The 15,868-nt window shown below is 61.4% G+C and carries 13 protein-coding genes; 8 read left to right on the forward strand and 5 right to left on the reverse strand.

Annotated features, from left to right (window positions below; genetic code table 11):
• The coding region (locus HW452_RS16860; RefSeq protein ID WP_224107261.1) for a hypothetical protein at positions 1–244 on the forward strand (244 nt) is incomplete at its 5' end.
• Between the two features lie 142 nt (positions 245–386).
• Here HW452_RS16860 and lldD read toward each other — a convergent pair.
• A complete protein-coding gene (lldD, locus tag HW452_RS16865; RefSeq protein ID WP_224107262.1) occupies positions 387–1,541 on the reverse strand; it encodes an FMN-dependent L-lactate dehydrogenase LldD in 1,155 nt (384 codons plus the stop codon).
• Between the two features lie 374 nt (positions 1,542–1,915).
• Between lldD and HW452_RS16870 the strand changes: the two genes are divergently transcribed.
• From HW452_RS16870 to HW452_RS16880, 3 genes are read left to right on the forward strand one after another with little or no spacing between them, the layout of a single operon-like run.
• The gene (locus HW452_RS16870) at positions 1,916–2,689 is read left to right on the forward strand and encodes a GntR family transcriptional regulator (protein ID WP_224107263.1); all 774 of its coding nucleotides are present in this window, start codon (positions 1,916–1,918) and stop codon (positions 2,687–2,689) included.
• On the forward strand, positions 2,686–4,584 hold the full coding sequence (locus HW452_RS16875) for a sensor histidine kinase (protein WP_224107264.1): 1,899 nt from the start codon (positions 2,686–2,688) through the stop codon (positions 4,582–4,584). The genes HW452_RS16870 and HW452_RS16875 overlap by 4 nt, the downstream gene beginning before the upstream one ends.
• Positions 4,577–5,959, forward strand: coding sequence for a sigma-54-dependent transcriptional regulator (locus HW452_RS16880; protein ID WP_224107265.1), 1,383 nt, complete (start codon positions 4,577–4,579; stop codon positions 5,957–5,959). The genes HW452_RS16875 and HW452_RS16880 overlap by 8 nt, the downstream gene beginning before the upstream one ends.
• On the opposite strand, the gene HW452_RS16885 is transcribed toward HW452_RS16880, so the two are convergent.
• The 3 genes from HW452_RS16885 to HW452_RS16895 all read right to left on the reverse strand — a co-directional run bounded on the left by HW452_RS16885 (position 5,935) and on the right by HW452_RS16895 (position 8,681).
• Complete coding sequence (locus tag HW452_RS16885; protein ID WP_224107266.1) at positions 5,935–6,606, reverse strand: metal-dependent hydrolase; 672 nt, start codon at positions 6,604–6,606, stop codon at positions 5,935–5,937. The genes HW452_RS16880 and HW452_RS16885 overlap by 25 nt on opposite strands.
• A 104-nt stretch (positions 6,607–6,710) precedes the next feature.
• Entirely contained in the window at positions 6,711–7,256 is a 546-nt protein-coding gene (locus HW452_RS16890; protein ID WP_224107267.1) for a gamma carbonic anhydrase family protein, read from the reverse strand.
• A gap of 84 nt (positions 7,257–7,340) precedes the next feature.
• Entirely contained in the window at positions 7,341–8,681 is a 1,341-nt protein-coding gene (locus tag HW452_RS16895) for a sodium-dependent transporter (RefSeq protein ID WP_224107268.1), read from the reverse strand.
• 167 nt (positions 8,682–8,848) lie between these two features.
• On the opposite strand from HW452_RS16895, the gene prlC reads away from it, so the two are divergent.
• The 4 genes from prlC to HW452_RS16915 all read left to right on the forward strand — a co-directional run bounded on the left by prlC (position 8,849) and on the right by HW452_RS16915 (position 14,792).
• The gene (prlC, locus tag HW452_RS16900; protein WP_224107269.1) at positions 8,849–10,897 is read left to right on the forward strand and encodes an oligopeptidase A; all 2,049 of its coding nucleotides are present in this window, start codon (positions 8,849–8,851) and stop codon (positions 10,895–10,897) included.
• A 57-nt stretch (positions 10,898–10,954) separates the two neighbouring features.
• A complete protein-coding gene (locus HW452_RS16905; protein ID WP_224107270.1) occupies positions 10,955–11,206 on the forward strand; it encodes a YheV family putative zinc ribbon protein in 252 nt (83 codons plus the stop codon).
• Positions 11,207–11,507: 301 nt separating this feature from the next.
• Positions 11,508–12,488: a TAXI family TRAP transporter solute-binding subunit gene (locus tag HW452_RS16910; protein ID WP_224107271.1), complete on the forward strand. Its 981-nt coding sequence runs from the start codon at positions 11,508–11,510 to the stop codon at positions 12,486–12,488.
• Positions 12,489–12,584: 96 nt separating this feature from the next.
• Positions 12,585–14,792: a TRAP transporter permease gene (locus tag HW452_RS16915; protein ID WP_224107272.1), complete on the forward strand. Its 2,208-nt coding sequence runs from the start codon at positions 12,585–12,587 to the stop codon at positions 14,790–14,792.
• A 69-nt stretch (positions 14,793–14,861) separates the two neighbouring features.
• Here HW452_RS16915 and metF read toward each other — a convergent pair whose 3' ends face one another.
• A complete protein-coding gene (gene metF / locus HW452_RS16920) occupies positions 14,862–15,704 on the reverse strand; it encodes a methylenetetrahydrofolate reductase [NAD(P)H] (protein ID WP_224107273.1) in 843 nt (280 codons plus the stop codon).
• Positions 15,705–15,868 lie beyond the last annotated feature (164 nt).

The following is a 15,868-nucleotide window of genomic DNA, read 5'->3' on the forward strand; positions in this document are numbered from 1 at the left end:
AAAGATAAAAAGTATCGATGTGTCGCTTGCCTTGATATTCGGTGACTTGTCACCCTCATCGGCAAACGCCCACATGAATTACCTGATCAAATTGTTAAAGAGCTGTTTCGCTGAAGACCTATCAATATCTGGCTCGATGACCGGAGCCGCTTGCCTCAGCGAGGAAGGCGTATTCTACGCATTTCCTGGTGGTTGTCAAGGGCGTTGTTTTCGATGTAAAACCTGCCACATCCAAAACCGCTAACTACCTGACAAACCGAAGGTTTTCACCTTCATTCACCGCTGGTAACGCTGGGCGTCCCCGGCAGCGGATGCGTACTTTACGGATTCATTGCCGGTTGTGCAAGCGCTTTTTCATATTGATATGAAAAACATCTCCCTAGCGTTCAGGAGAGGCCGTGCAGCGAGTCGGGAACCAGCGAGTCCCTGCCAAGATCAGCAATGCTGTGTGCGCCCGTGAGCGTCATGGCAACCCGCATCTCCTTTTCGAACAACTCGAGCAGATGAGCTACGCCCGCCTCGCCCCGCGTGGCCAGCGCATAGATGAAGGCACGCCCCAGCAATACCGTATCGGCACCCAGCGCAATCATCCGCACGACATCAAGCCCGCTACGAATACCGGAGTCGGCCAGAATGGCCAGGTCACCTTTAACCGCATCGGCAATTGCTGGCAGCGCGCGCGCAGATGACATGACGCCATCAAGCTGACGCCCACCATGATTGGAGACCACGATACCGTCTGCACCGAAGCGCACCGCGTCGCGGGCGTCCTCAGGGTCGAGAATACCCTTGATGATCATGGGGCCATCCCAGAACTCGCGGATCCACTCCAGATCCTTCCAGGATATCGCCGGGTCGAAGTTGTTGCCCAGCCAGGCGATATAGTCTTCAAGCCCTGTCGGATTGCCCCGATAGTCCGAGACGTTGCCCAGATCGTGAGGTCGGCCGTGGATACCCACATCCCAGGCCCAGAAAGGGTGCATCGCCGCCTGGGCCATCCGCCGAATCGGTCCGCTCTTACCGCTCATGCCGGAGTGGGCATCGCGATAGCGCGCCCCGGGTACGGGCATGTCCACGGTAAATACCAGCGTCTTGACGCCCGCGGCCTTGGCCTTTTCCAGGGCGTGCTTCATGAACCCGCGGTCCTTCAATACATACAGCTGAAACCAGATCGGCCGATCGATGGCAGAGGCTACTTCATCGATAGGACACACCGATACCGTCGAAAGTGTAAAGGGTATGCCTTTACTGGCCGCCGCGCGCGCCGCCTGCACTTCACCGCGCCGAGCGTACATGCCTGCCAGCCCTACTGGCGCCAACGCAACCGGCATCGCCAGCGTCTCACCGAACAACGTGGTTTCAAGCGACAGCGATGACATGTCCTTGAGCACGCGCTGTCTCAACGCAATACCGGCCAGGTCTTCGACGTTACGCCGCAAGGTGTGCTCGGTATAAGAACCACCGTCTGCATAATGAAACAGAAAGGGCGGTATACGGCGCTGAGCCGCCTTGCGGTAGTCGGTGGAGGCAGAAATGATCATGGCAAGCCCTATGCAGTGGGTGCGCTACCTGTTACGGGTGAGCGCCGTGCACACCGACAACCAGAGGAAGACATTATACGAAATTCCCGACAGCGGTGATGAACGCCCGCTTGCCGTTCTCGTCGCCTCTGGCCAGAGATCAGCGTGCTCGCAATATCCAGATTGGTAAAACCAATTGACAACATCAAGGCTCTTACAGTAATTAGGCCCATGGTGAGTGTCAATTGAAGTTGCCCTGCCTGGGCGCTGCAAGAGCTTATACTTTAGTCCCATTAAGCCAAGTTTCATGGACTGGCACTTTCTGCCATGGGTGCTTGAGCGAGACTGGCCAACTGCCTTACTATTGGTATTACCAATTAAAGGAAGCTCGATTCATGACTTATCCCCCACTTCGCCAGCAGCGCTTGGCCGATGTGATTACCGAACGTCTGGAAGGCATGATTCTGGAAGGTAGCTTGAAGCCGGGCCAGCGCCTGCCACCCGAGCGTGAGCTGGCCGAGCGTTTTGGTGTCTCCCGGCCCTCGCTGCGCGAAGCGATTCAGAAGCTGGCTGCACGCGGGTTGCTCACCAGCCGCCAGGGCGGCGGCACTTTCGTCAACGACACCCTGAACAGCGGCTACACCGACCCGCTTCTGGAAATGCTCTCCCGGCATGGCGAATTTCATCTGGACCTGCTCGAGTTTCGCGATGCCATGGAGGGTATCTCCGCCTACTACGCTGCGCTGCGCTCCACGCCGGCAGACAAGGCTATTCTCATTCAGCGCTTTGAAGAGCTGGATGGAGGGTTTGTCGGCACCGACCCGGTTCAGGAAGCCAAGCTGGATGCGGCCTTTCACCTGGCCATTGCCGAAGCGGCGCACAACGTGCTGCTGCTGCACACCATGCGCGGTATTTTTCACCTGCTCGAGCAGAGCATCGTGGACAATCTGGCTCACCTGTTTGCCAAACCCGACTCACGCAGCCGCCTGATGCAGCAACACCGTGCGCTGCTGGACGCCATTTTAGAAGGCCGCGCCGAAGATGCCCGCGCCCGTGCCCATGAGCACCTGGTCTATGTCGAAGAGGGGCTTTTGGAAATGGCCCGTGCCGAAACCCGAGCGCAGCGCGCCCTGCGGCGCTCGCAAGGCTCCAGCAGTTCGCCTGCATGAAAAGGCTGCGCTGGAAAGCGGTATGGCTGGTCGTCATCAGCCTGGGCCTGGTCATCACCATATGGCAAGCCGCCCGGCTGGCCCATGAACAAGCGATTGCCAACCTCAAGGAGGACGCTGACAACGAACTGCGTCTTTCGGCTGCCAACCTGAACGGCTACCTGCTGCGTTACGACTATCTACCACAGATGCTGGCCACTCGTGAGGGGGTACAGCGCTTTCTGAGCGCCCCGGACAGTCAGAACCCGATGGCACTCAACCTGCTGCTTGATCGTTTTCGCTTTACCTCCGGCGTTTCCGACGTCTACCTGCTCGACCGTGATGCCACTACCATTGCCGCCAGCAACTGGCACCGTCCCAACACCTTCATCGGTCACAACTACGCGTTTCGCAGCTACTACAGTGAAGCGATTGCGGGTCGACAGGGACGCTTTTACGGCCTTGGCACCCAATCACTTGAGCGAGGCTACTTCTTCTCGGCACCGGTCTGGATCGACGACACCTCCCCCGATGCCCAGCCAGATGGCGTCATGGTCATCAAGGTGCTTCTGGACGACGTGGAAGAGAGCTGGGCCGAGCAGGACGCTGAGCTTCTGGTCACGGATGGTGACGACATCATCTTCATGGCCAGCCGCCCCGAACTTCGCATGCGCGCGCTCTATCCCTTGAGCGACGAGCAGCGCCAGACGCTTCGCCAGACACGCCGCTACGCCATGGAACCGCTATCGCCATCAGGCATTCGCATCGAAACCGCTTACGGGCCAGATAGCGCCCTGGTCAGCTTCGACGACGGCCCATTGAGTGGAGGGCGCTACCTGCGCCTGACGCGCCCGGTGGCCGAATTTGGCTGGCAGATGCATATCCTCAAACCCTTGACGCCGGTCGCCGGCGCGCAGTGGATCGCCGCGCTGATGGCCGGCGGCCTGTACAGCATGGTGGCGCTGGGCGGCGGCATTGGCTGGCAGCGCCTGCGCCTGCGCCGTGAGCGCGAAGCATTTGCCGAACGCGAGCGCCAGACATTGGCCCTGGTGCGCGACGAGCTGGAAGCAAGCGTCGAGCGGCGCACACGTGATCTGGTGGCCAGCAACCAGCGCCTTTCCGATGAGATCGAAGAGCGCCGCCGCGCCGAGGCGAGCCTTCGCCAGACTCAGGATGAGCTGATTCAGGCCGCCAAGCTGGCCGTGCTTGGCCAACTGGCCGCGGGCATCAATCACGAGCTCAACCAGCCGCTGGCGGCCATTCGCGCCTACGGCGAGAATGCCCGACGCTTTCTGGCGCTCTCCCGGCTGGAGCAGGTCGACGCCAATCTCGAGCAGATCGTCGAGTTGACCCAGCGCATGGCAGACATCAGCGCTCAGCTTCGCCAGTTTTCACGCAAGAGCAGTGAGCGTCAGGAGCCCATCTCGGTGCAAGCGTGCATCGAATATGCCCTGCGCCTGTTTCAAAGCCGCCTGCGCGATGGGCACGTACGCGTCGAACAGCAATGGCCGAAAGAAACGCTCTGGGCAATGGGCGACCTGGTGCGCCTCGAGCAGGTGCTGGTCAACCTGATCGGCAACGCGCTGCACGCCATGAAAGACACCCCCGACCCGACGCTTACGCTGAGCGCCGCACTCAGCGGCACCCAGGTCGCCATCCATGTAATGGATAACGGCCCCGGCATCGATGACGCTCATCTGGCGCAGATCTTCGAACCCTTCTTTACCACCAAGGCGCCAGGCAGCGGCCTCGGCCTGGGACTTTCGATTTCTTCGCGTATCATGGACGACCTGGGTGGCAAGCTGCAAGTCGACAACCGAACTAGCCAGGGCGCCTGTTTTACCATAATGCTGCCTCTGTCGCCCGCGGCGCCTACCTCCATCCACCCGTTGCAAGGAAACAGTAGCCATGCATGAGCCGTCGACGCTGCCGGTCATGGTGATCGACGACGAACCGCACCTGCGCATCACCGCCAGCCAAACCCTGGAGCTTGCCGGCTATACGCCCCACTGCTTCGAATCCGCCGAGCAGGCGTTAAGCGCACTGCCAGCGGAGTTCCCCGGGGTCATCGTCAGCGATATCCGCATGCCCGGCATGGGCGGCATGGAGCTTCTCAACGCACTGCACCGTCGCGACCCGACCCTGCCGATCATCCTGATTACCGGCCACGGCGATATCTCCACCGCCGTGGAAGCGATGCGTGCCGGCGCCTGGGATTTTCTGGAAAAGCCGTTTGCCGGCGACCAGTTGCTGGATGTCGTGCGCCGCGGGATCGAAAAGCGCCAGCTGAGCCTTGAGAACAGCCGCCTGAAAGCAGAGCTTGAAGTTCAGCAGGCCGCGCTTGGACCGCGACTCGTGGGCCGCACGGCGATCATTTCCCGCCTGGCCGCGATGATCCAGCGGATCAGCCAGGTAGAAGCCGACGTCCTGCTGTTTGGCGAAACCGGCACCGGCAAGGACCTGGTGGCCCGCGCCATCCACGAGCGAAGCGCCCGGCGCAACAACCCCTTCATGGCGATCAACTGTGGGGCCGTTCCGGAAAACACCATCGAGTCGGAGCTGTTTGGCCACGAGAAAGGCGCCTTTACCGGCGCGGTCGAACGGCGCATCGGCAAGTTCGAACACGCCAACGGCGGCACGGTGTTCCTCGACGAGATCGAATCCATGCCGCTGGCCCTGCAGGTCAAGTTGCTGCGCGTGCTGCAGGAGCGCAGCATCGAACGGCTGGGTGCCAATGAAACGGTGCCGCTGAACCTGCGGGTAATCGCCGCGACCAAGGTGGATCTGAAAGTCGCCGCAGAGGAAGGACGGTTTCGCGAGGACCTCTACTACCGGCTGAACGTGGTCACCCTGCCGCTGCCGGCCCTGCGCGAACGGCGCGAGGATATTCCGTTACTGTTCCAGCATTTTGCCGTGGTGGCCGCCAACCGCAGCGGCCTGGAGGCCCCCAGCCTGGACAGCCACGCCGTGGCCGCCCTGCTCGCTCACGATTGGCCCGGCAACGTGCGTGAGCTGCGCAACCTGGCAGAGCGCTACGTGCTGCTTGGCGCAGCTTTCGACTATCGCCTGGACATGCTGCTGGAAGGGGGCGCTGCCGATACCCGGGAGCCCACTTTGCCACGCCAGGTGGAGCTTTTCGAAAAGAGCCTGATCAGCCAGTCACTGGCCCGCCACCATGGCCGCGTGACCGATGTCTGTCGCCATCTGGGCATTCCGCGCAAGACGTTCTACGACAAGCTCAAAAAGCACGGGCTGAGCGCCGAGGACTACCGCCACAGCAGCGAGCCCTGATGCATCAGCTCCACCAGTACCGACCAGGGCGGAGCCCAGGGCAGCAGCGTCAACGTGGCAATCAGCATCAACAGGTTCGACATGGGCCGGCGGCTATCACCGAGCTTGAGCGCCGTACCAAACGAGCGCTTGAGCCGGGCACCTTCCAGGTCCACGCTGTAGAGCTCATCAAGCCCCAGATGAATCACGAACCCCAGCAGCACCGCCGCGCCGTGAGACCAGGCAAGCCACGGGGGTTGGAAAAGCAGGTGAAAGCTAAGCGCGGCGGTCAACAGTGAGCATAGCCCCGCCGCCAGAAGCGAGTGCCAGATGCCCCGGTGCACCGTCAGTTTCGAAAACAGGATGCCCGCCAGATACCTCACGCAGAAGTAGATGCCCCCGCACGCCACCAGCAGCATGCCCGGCGTCAGCCACGACTCCAGCAGCATCACGCCCAGCACCAGCGAAGGCACAGAAAGAAGATTGAAAATCAAGCGGATGGAACGGGATCGGTCGGCGTCGATATCCGGCAGAATACCGCCAAACGCGACCAGCGCCACGATCAGCACGGCCTGGGTCGACGGCCACCACTCGGCCTGCCACCCCGCGTAGGCCATCAGCATGCCGCCCGCGGTTGCTACCGTAATATGCGTGCGAAAGTTAGCCATGTCGCGGCACCCTGGAAAACTGGATAAATTACCAGATTTTTCAGAATTGCAACATGGCTCATTTCGAAAAAAGGTTGTCAGGCCAACTGTTTAGCCTGGATGCCTCATAAGGCGACTTCGGCCAGAAACTGATCCTTCAGTTTTACATAGTTACCGGCGGTGTAAGGAAAGAAGGCGCGCTCTGAATCTTTCAAAGGGCGCAGTGCCCTGGCCGGGTTCCCGGCGTACACGTAGCCGCTTTCCAGGCGCTTGCCCGGGGTCACCACGGCGCCGGCGGCAATGATCACCTCATCCTCGACTACCGCCCCGTCCATGACGATAGCGCCCATTCCGACCAGAATGCGGCTGCCCAGGGTACAGCCGTGCAGAATGGCCTTGTGGCCGATGGTCACGTCATCGCCCACGGTCAGCGGGAAGCCATCAGGGTTGAAGTCGCTGGCGTGGGTAATATGCAGCACGCTACCGTCCTGCACGCTCACGCGCGCCCCCAGGCGAATGCGGTGCATATCACCGCGAATCACCGTCATCGGCCATACCGAGCAGTCATCACCCAATACCACGTCGCCAATCACCACGCTTGCCGGGTCAATATATACCCGCTCTCCAAGGCGCGGCGAATGCGCGTTAAAGCTTCTCAATGCATCCCTCATGACACCCTCCTGACTCGTTGATCCTGATTCGTCGTACAGCGCGCCTCTTCACTTCAGCAAGCGGCGCGTTTACCTGCCACCTGGCTACAGCAACCCGCCCAGCAGTACGATAAATGTCAATGGAATCGACACCCAGCGCACGACGTTACGCCACACAAGATAGCCGCGCTCGCCCATCCCCAACGCCTTGATCACGACGCGCGGTGGCATGACCCAGACGGCAAAGGTCGCGATCAAGAGCCCACCCAGCGGCAGGAACACATCCGGCGGAATGCTGCTGACCAGCTCGAATATGGTGCGCCCGAAGAGCGGCCGAAACTCGGCCAGCGTCGAAAACGAGAACGCTGACAAGAGCCCCATCAGCCATACGCTCAGCGCCACGATGGCCGTCGATAGGCTTCGCCGCAGCCCCAGGCCTTGAAGCGTAGCCACCATGGGCTCCGCCAGGTTGATCGCCGAGGTCCAGGTCGCCAGCAACAGCAACAGGAAAAATACGCTCAGCCAGACCGTTCCACCCGGCAGCTCGGAAAAGGCGATAGGCAGCGTGACAAACATCAGCCCCGGGCCGTCAGCCGGGTCCATCCCTTGGGCGAACACTACCGAAAAGATCGCGATCCCGGCCATCAGCGCCACGCTGATGTCCAGCGCCGCTACCGCCACCGCTGCCTTGGGCAGGCTCTGCTCGTCGGGCATGTAGGCACCGTAGGCCATCAGCGCGCAGGCCCCGACAGCCAGGGTAAAGAACGCATGCCCCATGGCGTGCAGCACCACCGTTGGCGTCAACGCATCGAACGAGGGCAGAAACAGCCACGCCAGCGCCGTGGTAAAGCCACTGGTGGTCGCCGCGTAGCCGGCCAGCAGCAGCAGAAGTGCATACAGCAGCGGCATCAGCAGGTTATTGAGCCGCTCCAGCCCCTTGGCAACGCCGGCGGCCACCACCGTCATGGTCATGAACAGAAACAGAGAGTGATTGAAGATCAAAAGCCCCGGATTGGCCAGAAAGGCATCAAAGCCCGCGCCGATCTCGGCCGCCGTGGCGCCCTTGAACTGCCCATTGATGGAGGCCACCAGAAACTCGATCGACCACCCCGACACCACGGAATAGAAAGACAGGATGCAGAACACCGTGAAGGCGCCGAAAAGCCCCAGCCAGCGCCAGCTCGACGAGGCCCCGGCATCCGCCGCCAAGGCGCCCAGGGCCTGAATCGGTCCACGCCGACCGGCCCGGCCGATCAGGATTTCGGCCATCATGACCGGTATCCCCAGCAGCAGCACGAAAGCCACGTAGACCAGCAAGAACGCCGCGCCGCCGTTTTCACCAGCCACATAAGGAAAGCGCCAGATATTGCCAAGCCCTACCGCCGCCCCGGTTACCGCCAGGATAAAGGCGCGCTTCGACCCCCAGCGCTCTAGCGTTTCGCTCATCGATTTCTCCTGCCATCAAGGGCTCTAAAAGGCGGCAAGACTAGCAGGCGCTCGTCAAGAGGCCAAACCTTGGCATTGAAAGCGCCGCCCTGTGCCCACACTGTTTAGCTATTATCGTGTATTTTTGCACGCTGTTTCATGCCCCTAACGCGCCAGCCGAGGTGTTTATGTCCCATAATCCGCTGCTTGAAACCCACAAGCTTCCCCCTTTCGCTGATATGCGTGTCGAGCATGTGGTACCCGCGGTGGATGCGCTGCTCAGCGAGAACCGTGAAACGATCTACCGCCTGGCACGCCAGGCCGCCGACACACCGCCCACCTGGGAAAGCTTTGCCGAACCGCTCGAAGCGGCCAGCGACCGCCTTTCCCAGGCCTGGTCGCCGGTCTCGCACCTGAACGGCACCATGAACACGCCGGAACTGCGCGACGCCTACCAGGCCAGCCTGGAAAAACTCTCTGACTTCGGCACCTGGGTAGGCCAGCACGAAGGGCTTTTCCACGGCTGGCAGGCGCTCAAGGAGGGCGACGCCTGGAACCGCCTGGACGCCGCCCAGCGGCGTACGGTTGATAACGCGCTGCGTGACTTCCGCCTTGCCGGGGTCGACCTGCCCGCAGACAAGAAAGCCCGCTACGGTGAAATCCAGTCGCGCCTTTCCACGCTTTCCAACCAGTATTCCAACAACGTGCTGGACGCCACCCAAGCCTGGCACAAGGACATCACTAGCGAAGAGGCGCTGGCCGGCGTACCGGAAAGCGCACGCGAAACACTCAAGGCCCTGGCCGAAGCCAAGGGCGTTTCTGGATACCGCATCACCCTGGACTTCCCGAGCTTCTTCCCGGTAGTGAGCTACGCCGACAGCCGGGAGCTGCGCGAGGAGGTGTATACCGCCTTTGTCACCCGCGCCTCCGACCAGGGCCCGGATGCAGGAAAATTCGACAACGCCCCGATCATGGAAGAGATTCTGGCGCTTCGCCAGGAGCTTGCCAGACTGCTGGGGTTCGAGACCTATGCGGATTTCTCGCTGGCCACCAAGATGGCCGAGTCTCCCGAGCAGGTGCTCGACTTCCTGGGCGACCTTGCCCGGCGCGCCGTGCCCCAGGCAAAAGAGGAGTTTGCCGAACTTTGCGCCTACGCTCGCGATGAGCTGGGCCTTGACGAACTCAAACCCTGGGACATCGCCTACGCCAGCGAAAAACTGCGCGAAGCGCGTCACGCGATTTCCCAGGAGCAGCTGCGTCCCTACTTCCCCGCCCCACGGGTGATTGACGGTCTGTTTCAGGTCGTCGAACGCCTTTATGGAGTGAGCGTCGAAGAGGTGAACGACGCGCCCACCTACCATTCTGATGTGCGCTACTTCCAGATCATCGAGCACGGCCAGCCGATTGCCGGCTTCTACCTCGACCTGTACGCCCGAGAAGGCAAGCGTGGTGGCGCCTGGATGGCCGACTGCCGGGTGCGCCGCCAGACCAAGGACGGCCTGCAGCTGCCCGTGGCGTTTCTGACCTGCAATTTCACCGCCCCGGTAAGCGGCAAGCCGGCACTGCTCACCCACGATGAGGTCACCACGCTGTTTCATGAGTTCGGGCACGGCCTGCACCACATGTTGACCAAGCAGCACATCGCGGATATTTCCGGTATCAATGGCGTGGCCTGGGATGCGGTCGAGCTGCCCAGCCAGTTCATGGAGAACTACTGCTGGGAGCGTGAAGGTCTCAACCTGCTGGCCAAGCACGTGGACACTGGCGAGGCGCTGCCGGCAGAGTTGCTCGAGCGCTTGCAGGCAGCCAAGAACTTCCAGTCGGCCATGGGCATGGTCCGTCAGGTCGAGTTTTCGCTGTTCGATCTGCGCCTGCATCACGAACTCGAAGCGCCCAGCGCCGAGGACGTCCAGGCCCTGCTCGATGACGTGCGCCGCCAGGTATCCGTCGTACCTGCGGTGCCCTTCAACCGCTTCCAGAACAGCTTCGCGCATATCTTTGCCGGCGGCTACGCGGCGGGGTATTACAGCTACAAGTGGGCCGAAGTGCTCTCGGCGGATGCCTGGAGTGCGTTCGAAGAAGCGGGTATCTTCGATGCCGAAACGGGCAAGCGCTTTCGCCAGGAGATTCTGGAACAGGGCGGTGCCCGCGACGCCGCCGAGCTGTTCCAGGCGTTTCGCGGCCGTGAGCCGCGCGTAGAGCCGCTGCTGCGCCATAGTGGCATTCGCGCGGCCTGACCCCTTACTCAACCGCGGCGCCCGCCTGACGGCGGCGCCGCGCTCCCGGAGAAACCTATGTCTACCGTCAAGCGCTTCATTGCCGGCGTTACCTGTCCGCGCTGCGCCGCCATGGACCGTATCCGCGCCTGGGAACAGAACGGCATTCGCTACCGCGAATGCGTCAACTGCGACTTTTTCGAGCAGTTGCCTATCGAGGATGAAAACTCTTCTGAACTGACCACCCGCGTCAATCAGGTCCGCGACGAGCAAAAACGCCAGGATGTTCAGCCGGTGCGCATCCTCGACCCCGGCAAGCCCAAAAACTGAGTCACGACCCAAGAGGGCGCTCGCCCTCTTTCTCCCTTCCCTTCTCGCCTCCCATTTTCCCACCCTGAAGTGAGCGGAAAACCGCACATGCCTGTCCGCCTTGCGTGCGAATAACCAGACACTCGGTGCCGTTTCAATTTCCACTAAAGTTGAACAGCTTTTATATAACCTCATGTTTTTAAAAGCCAACTGATTAAATGGCACAACAATCGCTCTTTATCATGGCTTAATCAAGACGGCTACTGGCCCGCAACTCATGCCCGCCAGTCCACAATCCTAATAACAGCTCAGGAAATACGCTATGCGCACCATGATGCCTAAAACGCTCGCTATTCTGGTTGGCGGCGCGATGCTCGCCTCTGCCAGCGCCCACGCTGACCGCGCCGACTGGCCGGAAAACTTCACGGTCGGTACCGCAAGCCAGGGCGGCACCTTTTTCGTGTACGGCTCCGGCTGGGCCAACTTCGTGGCCGACGAGCTGGGCCTGTCCGGCGGCGGTGAAGTCACCGGCGGCCCGACCCAGAACCTGGCGCTGGTACACTCAGGCGACATGGCTTTCGGCCTGACCACCATGGGTCCGGCCTCCGATGCGGTCAACGGCAAGAGCCCGCTGGCCCCCGGCATGGTGATGGATAACGTCTGCGCCATGTTCCCGATGTATGAGACACCGTTCTCGATTGCCGCGCTTTCAAGCTCGGGCATCGAGTCCATCTCGGATATCCCGGATGGCGCACGTATCGGCTTTGGCCCGGCGGCATCGACCTCCGATACCTACTTCCCGGCGATGCTTGAGACCCTGGGAGTGAACTTCGAGCGCCGCAACGGCGGCTGGTCGGATCTTGGCGGCCAGCTGCAGGACGGTCTGCTGGACGTGATTGCCTTTGCCGCCGGCATTCCGATTCCGGCAGTTAGCCAGCTGGAAGTCCAGACCGACGTGAACATCATCGAGTTTACCGAAGACGAGCTTGCCGCTGTCCTGGACGCCTACCCGGTCGCGGAATTCACCATTCCAGCCAGCACCTACTCCACGCTTGAAGAGGATGCGCGCGCGGTTTCCATGTGGAACTTCGCCATCGCGGCCTGCGACCTGCCGGAAGACTTCATCTACGAAGTCACCAAGCTGACCATGGAAAACAATGACCGCATGCGCTCCATTCACCGCAGTGCCGAAACCAGCATTCCGGAGAACATCGTGCACAACACCGTGCTGCCCTTCCACCCGGGTGCGGCCCGCTGGTACGAAGAGAACGGCTATGACATCGCCGACGACATGATTCACTAACGCCATCGCACCATCTAGCTGCCCCGTTCCTGGTGATCAGGCGGGGCAGTTTTGGCTATTGCTCATTATCTGCTTCTGCTGTGAGGGTGAACTCCGATGAGTCCCGCTACCCCCCAAAACCCCGACGGCCTCAAGGATGATGCCCTGCTTGCTTCACCGCCGCCCACCATTGCCGAGGGCGTCGATGAAGAGGTCGTTGAAGCCAACCGCCGTGTGTTTACCGGCTGGCAGTTCGTTCTGTTTGCCGCACTTGCCATTGGCTACTCAAGCTTTCACCTGTTTTCACTCAACGTTTACCCCATGGAGACGTGGTCGTTTCGCATCGTCCACATCGCCGGGGCACTGATTCTGGGTTACGGCCTGTTTGCCGGCGCCCGTTTTGCCGAAGAGGGCCAGAACGCCTCGCCGGCCTGGCTGAAATGGGTGGGCTACGCCCTGCTGATTCCCGCGGCTTATGCGCTCGCCCAGGTATTTGTCATGCAGCAGACGCTGGGTGGCGGTGCCATGCGCATCGACCCGGCCGTCGAAACATGGCACTTCGGCTATCCCTTGATGGCCACCTCCGCGGCCGCCATCGTGCTGAGCTGGTTCTTCCGCCAGGCGCGCCATCAGTTCAACCCGGCAGATTTGGTGCTGATGGTGTGCGCGCTGGCCAGCGCCGGCTATCTGCTGCTGATGTACAACTCACCGCTGCGCGCCTCGACCGGCACCTCCTTTGCGCCCATCGGCATCTCCTGGGCCGCCATTGCCGGCTCGCTGCTGATTCTTGAGCTGACGCGCCGGGTGGCGGGCCTGGCCCTGGTGGTCATCTCCGCGATTTTCCTGGCCTACGTATTTGCCGGGCCTTACCTGCCGGGCTTTCTGGGTTATCCAGGCCTTTCACTGCAGCGCTTTTTCAGCCAGGTGTATACCGATGCCGGGATTCTCGGCCCGACCACCGCGGTTTCCTCGACCTACATTATCCTGTTCATCATTTTCGCGGCCTTCCTGCAGGCTTCGAAAGTAGGCGACTATTTCGTCAACTTCGCCTTTGCCGCCGCCGGGCGCGCTCGTGGTGGCCCCGCCAAGGTATCCATCTTTGCCTCTGGCCTGATGGGCATGATCAACGGCACGTCAGCCGGCAACGTGGTCTCCACGGGCTCGCTGACCATCCCGCTGATGAAGAAAGTGGGTTATCCGGCCCGCAGCGCTGGCGCCATTGAAGCCGCGGCCTCGACAGGCGGGCAGATCATGCCACCCATCATGGGTGCCGGTGCCTTTATCATGGCGGAAGTCACGGGGATTCCGTACACCGATATCGCCATTGCGGCGCTGATCCCGGCGATTCTCTACTTCGCCTCGATCTACTTCATGGTCGATTTCGAAGCCGCTCGCAAGGGCATGCGCGGCATGCGTCGCGACGAGATTCCGCTGTTCTCCAGACTCGTCAAGCAGGCCTATCTGTTTGCGCCGATCATCATCCTGATCGTGGCGCTGTTCATGGGCTATTCGGTCATTCGGGCGGGAACGCTTGCCACTGCCTCCGCCGCCGTGGTCAGTTGGATTTCTCCCAACAAGATGGGCGTGCGCGCCATCCTCAAGGCGCTGCAGCTGGCGGGCACCATGTCGATCCAGATCATTGCGGTATGCGCCTGTGCGGGCCTGATCGTGGGGGTCATCTCGCTGACCGGCGTCGGCGCGCGCTTCTCTTCGCTGCTGCTGGGCCTGGCTGGCGTCAGTCAACTGCTGGCGCTGTTCTTTGCCATGCTGATCAGCATCCTGCTGGGCATGGGCATGCCTACCACGGCCGCCTACGCGGTCGCCGCCTCCGTGGTGGCGCCCGGGCTGATCAACATCGGCATCGAGCCGCTGATTGCGCACTTCTTCGTGTTCTACTTTGCCGTGGTGTCGGCGATTACCCCGCCGGTGGCGCTGGCCTCCTACGCGGCGGCGGGTATTTCCGGCGACAATCCCATGGGCACGTCGGTGGCGTCGTTCAAGATCGGTCTTGCGGCGTTCATCGTGCCGTTCATGTTCTTCTACAGCCCGGCCATGCTGATGGAAGGCACGCCGCTGCAGATCCTGCGAGTGGGCGTGACCGCCACGCTGGGAATCGTTCTGCTGTCCGGCATGGTCCAGGCGTGGTTCTTCGGGCCAGTGAGCGTGCTCAAACGTGTGGTCATGCTGGTAGGCGCCCTGTGCATGATCTACGGCGGTATCTATACCGACATCGCCGGTCTTGCCATCGGAGCAGGCTTGCTGGTCATGCAGCGCAAGCAGTTTGGTAACGGCAAGCCGACCGCGGCTGAAGCGAGCGCCGGTTAACCCAGACCCGCAAGAAACAACGCCCCGCTCGATGAGCGGGGCGTTTTTGTCTGGCGGTGAGGCGCGCGCCTAGCCGACAAGGTTGTCCACCACCTTGAGTACCGGTGCAGACTGGTTGAGGGTATAAAAATGCAGCCCCGGCGCGCCGCCATCCAGCAAGCGCTGGCACAGGTGACTGACCACCTCGGTGCCAAACTTGGCAATCGCGTCGCTGTCGTCGCCGTAACCTTCCAGCTGCTTGCGCATCCAGCGGGGAATTTCTGCGCCGCAGGCATCGGAAAAGCGCGACAGCTTGGTGTAGTTGGTAATCGGCATGATGCCGGGAATGATCGGCTGGTCGACACCCAGGCCGCGCGCCTTGTCGACGAAGTTGAAATACGCCTCGGCGGTGAAGAAGTACTGGGTGATCGCCATGTTGGCGCCCGCCTTCATCTTGCGCGCAAAGTTTTCGATATCCCGGTCAAGGTTGGCCGCCTGGGGGTGCGCCTCTGGGTAAGCCGCCACCGCAATGTCGAAGTGATCGCCGGTCTCGTTACGCACGAACTCCACCAGCTCATTGGCGTAGCGCAGCTCACCGATGCTCGCCATGCCCGAGGGCAGGTCCCCGCGCAGCGCCACCAGGCTTTTCACACCCTCTTCACGGTACTGGGCGAGCAGGTCGCGCAGCTGGGCCTTCTCGCTGCCAATGCAGGAGAGGTGCGGGGCGGTTTGCACGCCGCTCTGGCTTACCGTGCGCACGGTATCGCGGGTGCGCGCCTGGGTAGAACCACCGGCGCCGTAGGTGACTGAGAAAAACCGCGGGTTGCGGGCGGCCAGCTCATCGCGAACCAGCATCAGCTTGTCACGCCCGGCATCGGTATTGGGCGGAAAGAATTCAAAGCTGATACCTAGCGGATGCTGTTGGCTGCTCATGGGATTTCCTCATGCAGAACAATAAAGAGTGATACTTTGGTGTATTCTCGCCGCTTCACCGGGTGGCGGCTAATGAAAGATTCCACGCTTGGCCTTCAATTCGGCTCATGTTGATCACTGCTTTATCTTCTGCTGGGCATGGTGCCCAAGGCCTCCAACAGGGT

This window comes from Vreelandella aquamarina (genome assembly GCF_020075495.1).
In the GTDB taxonomy this organism is placed as follows: domain Bacteria; phylum Pseudomonadota; class Gammaproteobacteria; order Pseudomonadales; family Halomonadaceae; genus Vreelandella; species Vreelandella aquamarina_A.

Coding starts and splice junctions, on each gene's coding strand:
- lldD (WP_224107262.1), bottom strand. CDS start 1,541: ATGATCATTTCTGCCTCCACCGACTACCGCAAGGCGGCTCAGCGCCGT.
- HW452_RS16870 (WP_224107263.1), top strand. CDS start 1,916: ATGACTTATCCCCCACTTCGCCAGCAGCGCTTGGCCGATGTGATTACC.
- HW452_RS16875 (WP_224107264.1), top strand. CDS start 2,686: ATGAAAAGGCTGCGCTGGAAAGCGGTATGGCTGGTCGTCATCAGCCTG.
- HW452_RS16880 (WP_224107265.1), top strand. CDS start 4,577: ATGCATGAGCCGTCGACGCTGCCGGTCATGGTGATCGACGACGAACCG.
- HW452_RS16885 (WP_224107266.1), bottom strand. CDS start 6,606: ATGGCTAACTTTCGCACGCATATTACGGTAGCAACCGCGGGCGGCATG.
- HW452_RS16890 (WP_224107267.1), bottom strand. CDS start 7,256: ATGAGGGATGCATTGAGAAGCTTTAACGCGCATTCGCCGCGCCTTGGA.
- HW452_RS16895 (WP_224107268.1), bottom strand. CDS start 8,681: ATGAGCGAAACGCTAGAGCGCTGGGGGTCGAAGCGCGCCTTTATCCTG.
- prlC (WP_224107269.1), top strand. CDS start 8,849: ATGTCCCATAATCCGCTGCTTGAAACCCACAAGCTTCCCCCTTTCGCT.
- HW452_RS16905 (WP_224107270.1), top strand. CDS start 10,955: ATGTCTACCGTCAAGCGCTTCATTGCCGGCGTTACCTGTCCGCGCTGC.
- HW452_RS16910 (WP_224107271.1), top strand. CDS start 11,508: ATGCGCACCATGATGCCTAAAACGCTCGCTATTCTGGTTGGCGGCGCG.
- HW452_RS16915 (WP_224107272.1), top strand. CDS start 12,585: ATGAGTCCCGCTACCCCCCAAAACCCCGACGGCCTCAAGGATGATGCC.
- metF (WP_224107273.1), bottom strand. CDS start 15,704: ATGAGCAGCCAACAGCATCCGCTAGGTATCAGCTTTGAATTCTTTCCG.